Here is a 6,324-nt window from a genome sequence, read left to right on the forward strand (position 1 = left end):
TGGCTGATTGGATCATTGAAAGCGCGAATGTAAAAAAAAAATTTTTCAAATTCAATATCTTTTTCAATATTTTTCTGGTGAAATCATGATGATAGTGGGGCGAATAACAAAACAGGGATGCCAAATGGGGCATCCCTTTTGAGACAAGGACAATCGCGGTTGTAGCGCATGAACCTCCGCAAGGCCATAAGAGGTATCAGCTGGCGATCCCAGCGGCCTCCTCCAACATCGCTGTGGTAACGGATTTGGGCCGCTCGATCGGATAACCGAGTGCGCGATCCCAAATGATATTTGCGCAAACTCCCAACGCTCGACCAATGCCGAACAATACCGTATAAAAATCATATTCCTTCAGACCATAGTACCACTGGATGACGCCGGACTGGGCATCGACGTTCGGCCATGGGTTCTTGGCTTTGCCTTGTTCCAACAAGATCGGCGGAACGACTTTGAACAATAGGTCGACGTACTTGAATAATGGGTCATCAGGCAGATGCTTGAGGCAAAATTCGCGCTGTGCCATATAGCGCGGATCGGTCTTGCGGAGCACTGCATGGCCGAATCCTGGGATCACTTGACCAGCCTTCAGCGTATCCCACACAAATTTCTTCATCTCTTCTTCTGTCGGGATCCTCCCTCCCATTTTGTCCATAACACCCTGGATCCAGCGCAAGACTTCTTCGTTTGCCAGACCATGAAGCGGTCCAGCCAGGCCATTGATCATGCCCGATATAGAATAATAAATATCAGATAAGGCGCTAGCAATCAGATGCCCAGTGTGCGCGCTCACATTGCCGCTCTCATGATCGCTGTGCAGAATAAAATAGAGTCGGGACACATCATCATACGGCTTCTTGATCCCCATCATGTGCGCGAAATTGCCACCCATGTCCAAATTTGGATCCGGCTCAATGATGTCGCCATTCTTATATTTCCACCGATAGATGAACGCCCCCAATTGTGGGAGCTTCGCCAATAGGTTCAGCGCATCCTCGTATGTCGGATCCCAATAATCCAGCTTCTTCAATCCGCCCGCCCGATATTGCTTGGCAAACACTGACTCTCGTTGCATGGCGACAATCCCGGCAGAGAACATCGCCATTGGATGCGAATCCTTGGGCAATGTCTTCAACATATCGAACACATATTTCGGCACCGTTTGACGCTTCTTGAATTCATTTGCGACCTCATCTACCTCAGCTTGGGTGGGAATATCACCCGTGAGAAGCAAATAGAACAGGCCTTCCACGTAAGGCATTTCACAACCAGGCACCTTGGGCAATTTCTCCAAAACTTCTGGAATCGTATAATTGCGAAATCGAATTCCTTCATGAGGATCCAAATATGAGATGTCAGTTACCAGACATTTGATATCTCGCATGCCACCAATGCATTGTTCAATGGTCACTTCATCGATCTTCACATGGCCAAATTCTTTAAGCAGACGGGTCGTCCTGGGTCGCCATGCCTCGATCTTTTCCTTCAATTTCTCTTTCAGTGTCGCCATAATGCCTCCTCCTCAATTAAGATTCGAATGATAAAGCTGGACATTTATTTGAAACAGAAACAAAACGCTCAACTTCAACCTGCAGGAAATATCAACTCACTTTATTGAAACCACCATCTTCTAATCCGAATTTTTCTGTGGATGATTCGAGTTCTCCAACATCCAAAATGCTAAGGTAATGCTTTTCATTCCAGCCAATGCAAAGCGCGATATTGACTGATAAGCTATTTAATAGATGCCAATCTGGCAGGGGCCAAATCACCCGATTTCTATCTTTTTACACTCGAATAGATTCTCCCAATTATTGATCCATTTCAAACGGTGACCTGCAATTGCGGATCAATCAATGGGAATTTTCGTCCCATATTTGATGGTTGAGAGCACAACGCTGCTCTTGATCCGACTGATCGCCGGAATAGTGGCCAGCTTTTTCAGCAAGAATTGCTCATATTCCTGGATGTCCTTGACGACAACTTTGATTAAGTAGTCCTCCTCGCCAGAGATATGATAGATTTCTAATACCTCGGGAAATTTGTTGAGTTCTTGATTGACCTGATCGAAAGATTTGACGCGATGACGAGCGACAGTAAGCGAGACAAAGACGATGGTCGCCTTGTCGACCTTTTTGGGATCGACCAGGGCGACATATTGCTTGATGACACCATTGCGTTCTAATTTTTTGACGCGTTCCAGCATGGGGGGAGGTGAAAGCCCAACTTCTGCGGCAAGATTGGCGTTGGTAATTCTTCCTCGTTCTTGAAGGATATTGAGTATCTTTTTATCGATCTCATCGAACTTATTCATGATCCCTCCGCCACTTTTTACAACAATAATGTAATAAAAAACCACAAAAATGTCAAGCATTAATTCGGCCAATTCAAAATATCTTTGAACAAAATTATTTTAACCAGCGGCTTGCTGGAATTTTATTAGGAAATGAGCATGGCAATAAGAAACATACTTGGTGAAATTCAGATTAAATTTGTGGTTGAAATCTTCAAGATTCACAGTATTTCAGATGAATGATGTTGCCTCAATATTCTTAGCATCGAAACACCCAATTTAACCACTTAACTGACTTAACCTACTCAACTGCGCCACAAAAATTGCTTGCTTTTATTGAAAAATCTCTTAAATTTAATTTTAAGATGAAATCTACGACTCAAATGAGGATCGGGCTGGCGGAACAGAGGCGGATTGCGGCGCTATTGCGGTATGAACGTCAGCTCTGGAGCACGGGTAAGCGATTTCTGGCTGGAGTTGATGAGGCGGGCCGCGGCCCTCTTGCGGGACCAGTGGTTGCCGCTGCAGTAATCTTCCCACCCGATGTTTTTATCCCTGGAATAAATGATTCAAAGAAGCTTTCGCCAGCGCTGAGAGAGCAACTTTACCGACCAATCACCCAATCGGCCATCTCGATCGGCATCGCCTGGTGCGATCATCAAACGATCGACCAAATGAATATCCTTCAGGCCACCTATCGCGCCATGAGACAGGCGATCGCCCAACTGAACCCCCAACCTGAGCACGTATTGGTCGATGGCCGATCAGTCCCCGAGCTAAACTTCTCCCAGACCGCGATCGTTGGTGGGGATGGCAAATGCTTTTCCATCGCGGCCGCCTCCATCATCGCCAAGGTCACCCGGGATCGCTTGATGCTGGAATACGATCGGCTGTTTCCCCAATATGGCTTTGCGCAGCACAAAGGCTATCCAACGAAAAAGCATATTCAAGCCATTATCGAATACGGCTATTGTCCCATTCACCGAACGACGTTTAAAATCAAAAACCTGGAATCGTATGGCTAAAATTACGCAAGTGTCCGATCAATTAGGCTCAGAAACCATCTTTGTGCTCGTTACCACAATCGTAGCAGAGTTCATTGGTATCTGTCTTAAAACCACTGTATTTTGGAAACAAAAGTCATTCCGAACGGAGTGAGGAATCTTTTTTTTCACAAATACTGAACCTAAAGATTTCTCACCGCTAACTGGCCTCTGGCGTCAACCTAAGCTCAAAAATGTTAAAACCGTTAAAACGGTTATTAATAGTAATACGAGTTTATCATTGACGCCCGAATTAATTCGGGCGTCAATTAAACAGAGTTGCTGACCGCTTTAGCGGTCTCTGAGAAAAAAATATCTTATGTGGACGCTAATAGGCATTTGCTGGATGGCCCAGAATAATATTCCTCTCTTAGGTTGACGCTTATGGCGAACTGGCCGGTCGAAATGACAACTGCTTGATGTATTGGCAGGCACTGATTTAGAAAAGTCAACAAAAATAAGATGGATAATCAAAATTCTAAAGAGAAACAGCCCTCGGTTGGCAAATTGGGCGAGAACCTAGCCGCCAAATTTCTCGAAGATAAGGGCTATCATATTCTGGAACGTAACTACCGCTACGGCCACGGCGAGCTGGACATCATCGCTGAAAAAGATGGCATGCTGATTTTCATCGAGGTGAAGACCAAAAAGCACGGGGATTTCGGCGATCCCATTCATTGGATCACTCGCGGAAAACAAAAGCAGATGGGCCGCATTGCCAGAGGGTATCTTTACGAGCGCAATATCACCGATCGCGACTGCCGCTTCGATGTCGTTTTGGTCACCTGGGAGCATGGATTGTGGAAGATCGATCTGATTGAGAATGCGTTCTGGCTGTGATGGAGTTCAGGCGTCAGCCTTTTAATCATTTGACCAGATCAACAGGATTAAACAGGATGAAATACTGGAGTTCAGGCGTAGGCTTTTTCTCTTTCAGATAAGTTAAGTTTAATTATAAATCATGAGCTTCAAAATTTATGAGAGGAGGCAAAATGTCCAAAACAATGTTTATTATCACAAGCCTTTCTCTATTGGGCTTATTAATAATCAGCGTTTATTATTTCATTCGTTCTAAAAACATTCGTCGCTTTTTTGCACATTTATTTATCCTGGCAATTGGCTTTGCATTCATTTATTTTTTCTTTTATGTGCCTCAAATGCCTACTGGCAGAGGCGATTCAGCTAATGATATTTATTTTGTGATCGTACTTTACTTTTTCATGCTATTGGGAATGCTCGCTCAATACATTTATTCGAGATTAGAACAAGCAGCACCACAACGGAAAAAGTTCGAGTGGGGGCTTTTTGTTGCTCCAATTTTCGCCTCGCCGGTTGTGTTCATTCCGCTGCTTTCGGCTCTTCAAAATGCTGATATTGATCTGAAAAATTTGACTACTACCAAATTGATGGTATTCTTCGTGGCCTTTGAAAATGGCTTTTTTTGGAAGGAATATTTTGACCATCGCCGTCAATCCATAAGCGAGGGCAAAGATGAAAAATAAAACGCGCTGGCTATTGTTGCTTGCCTTATTATTAAGCATCATAGCTTATATTTTGCAGTCAGCCTATTCACAGTCTGACATTCAAAACGAACGGTTGAGTGATGGTGTAGAACGCTGGTACCGAACCTCATCTTCCGCTGATCGTCCCTGGTTTTTTCAGCAATTACAAAATATCTTTAGTGTGATTCAGCCCTCGAAAGAACTTCCTTTTGGCAGAAGCGTGGCCTTACTAGTAGGCGTGAGCGAGTATCACTATCTCACACCATCACTGCCATTCGTCAAAAATGATATCAGGGATATGAGGGAATTTCTTTTAACCAAAGGTGGTTTTGACGAGGTCTATATTGCTACTGAAAAAATTGTAAACCGTGATCTCATTGAACACTATATCGTCAACGTCTTCTTCAAAAAGCTAAGTAATAGGGATCGATTTTTGTTTTATTATGCGGGACATGGGGATGATGCTGGCGGAAATACGGGCTACATGCAGTTTTATGGCGCCAGACCCAAAAACTTTGTTGGCTCCCAGGTATTAAAAATTAAAGATGCCGAAACCTGGTGCAGTGAGACTTCTATTAAGCATCTCTTGTTTATTTTCGACTGTTGTGCTTCAGGCTTGGCATTTACCCCACGAGGTGGCGATGATAATGTCCAGCAGCTACTATCGACATTGAGCGGTAACGGCAGCCGTGCCATTATCACTGCTGGCACCGCCGACGAACAAACGTTTGAAGTGCCGAGGCCTGGTGGCAAAGGCAACGGCGTTCTTACTCGGGCATTATTAGATGCTTTAGAACGAGGCTTAGCTGATAAGGGAAAAGATGGCTTTATTACAGTCGACGAAATATACGCTCACGTCAAAGACCAGGTCGCCTCGTTTTCAGCTCGTTACCAAAAACGCTTGACGCCCAGGCTCTGGACATTAGACCCAGCCGATTATCGCGGGACTTTCGTTTTCATCAACCCTGAGGCGCAAAAGCAAGGGATTATGCTGGCAGCCGATTATTCCAGCCGACTCGGAGCTGTCCCAGTTCCTCGTGGCGAAACCATAGCCACCTATGGTATCATTCAGCTTACTGCTTATATCAGTGGTGAAGTTTTTATTGATGGGGTCTTCGTCGAAAAAATTGAAAGCGGTGATAGTAAACAATATCGTGACATACGAACTGGTACACATAAAGTTGAGATCAGAACTGGAACACAAATTTATGCTCAAAATGTTACGGTCATGAAAGGCCAGGTGAATAATGTGACGATCCAACCACAACGGGTTGAACGTACACAGCAGGATCAAACGGCAGTTACGCCTCCCACAGAAAAAATCGTAAACGGCATGACCCTGGTCTTTATCCCTGGCGGCACCTTTGACATGGGCGATACCTTTGGCGATGGCGATGATGACGAAAAGCCAGTGCATTCCGTTACGGTGTCGGATTTTTATATGAGCCAGACCGAGGTCACCAATGCCCAATATGCTAATTTTTTGAAC

Annotated in this window: 6 protein-coding genes; 4 read left to right on the plus strand and 2 right to left on the minus strand. The window is 44.7% G+C overall.

Annotated features, from left to right (window positions below):
- Positions 1-196: 196 nt before the first annotated feature.
- Both ONB37_04600 and ONB37_04605 read right to left on the minus strand, forming a co-directional pair.
- Complete coding sequence (locus ONB37_04600; protein ID MDZ7399429.1) at positions 197-1,507, minus strand: citrate (Si)-synthase; 1,311 nt, start codon at positions 1,505-1,507, stop codon at positions 197-199.
- 339 nt (positions 1,508-1,846) lie between these two features.
- Positions 1,847-2,311: an Lrp/AsnC family transcriptional regulator gene (locus ONB37_04605; protein ID MDZ7399430.1), complete on the minus strand. Its 465-nt coding sequence runs from the start codon at positions 2,309-2,311 to the stop codon at positions 1,847-1,849.
- Positions 2,312-2,655: 344 nt separating this feature from the next.
- Between ONB37_04605 and ONB37_04610 the strand changes: the two genes are divergently transcribed.
- The 4 genes from ONB37_04610 to ONB37_04625 all read left to right on the plus strand — a co-directional run.
- Positions 2,656-3,315 (plus strand): ribonuclease HII, encoded by a 660-nt coding sequence (locus tag ONB37_04610; protein ID MDZ7399431.1) that lies wholly within the window; start codon positions 2,656-2,658, stop codon positions 3,313-3,315.
- A 480-nt stretch (positions 3,316-3,795) separates the two neighbouring features.
- Positions 3,796-4,173, plus strand: a complete 378-nt coding sequence (locus ONB37_04615) for a YraN family protein (GenBank protein MDZ7399432.1) — start codon at positions 3,796-3,798, stop codon at positions 4,171-4,173.
- Positions 4,174-4,325: 152 nt separating this feature from the next.
- On the plus strand, positions 4,326-4,835 hold the full coding sequence (locus ONB37_04620; GenBank protein MDZ7399433.1) for a hypothetical protein: 510 nt from the start codon (positions 4,326-4,328) through the stop codon (positions 4,833-4,835).
- Positions 4,825-6,324, plus strand: a 1,500-nt coding sequence (locus ONB37_04625; GenBank protein ID MDZ7399434.1) for a caspase family protein, incomplete at its 3' end; no start/stop codon positions are given. The genes ONB37_04620 and ONB37_04625, both read left to right, overlap by 11 nt.

This window comes from candidate division KSB1 bacterium, from assembly GCA_034506395.1.
GTDB lineage: Bacteria > Zhuqueibacterota > Zhuqueibacteria > Thermofontimicrobiales > Thermofontimicrobiaceae > Thermofontimicrobium.

What these genes read in the sequence shown, in the direction of transcription:
- ONB37_04600 (MDZ7399429.1), bottom strand. Translation starts at nt 1,507, where the DNA reads ATGGCGACACTGAAAGAGAAATTGAAGGAAAAGATCGAGGCATGGCGA.
- ONB37_04605 (MDZ7399430.1), bottom strand. Translation starts at nt 2,311, where the DNA reads ATGAATAAGTTCGATGAGATCGATAAAAAGATACTCAATATCCTTCAA.
- ONB37_04610 (MDZ7399431.1), top strand. Translation starts at nt 2,656, where the DNA reads ATGAAATCTACGACTCAAATGAGGATCGGGCTGGCGGAACAGAGGCGG.
- ONB37_04615 (MDZ7399432.1), top strand. Translation starts at nt 3,796, where the DNA reads ATGGATAATCAAAATTCTAAAGAGAAACAGCCCTCGGTTGGCAAATTG.
- ONB37_04620 (MDZ7399433.1), top strand. Translation starts at nt 4,326, where the DNA reads ATGTCCAAAACAATGTTTATTATCACAAGCCTTTCTCTATTGGGCTTA.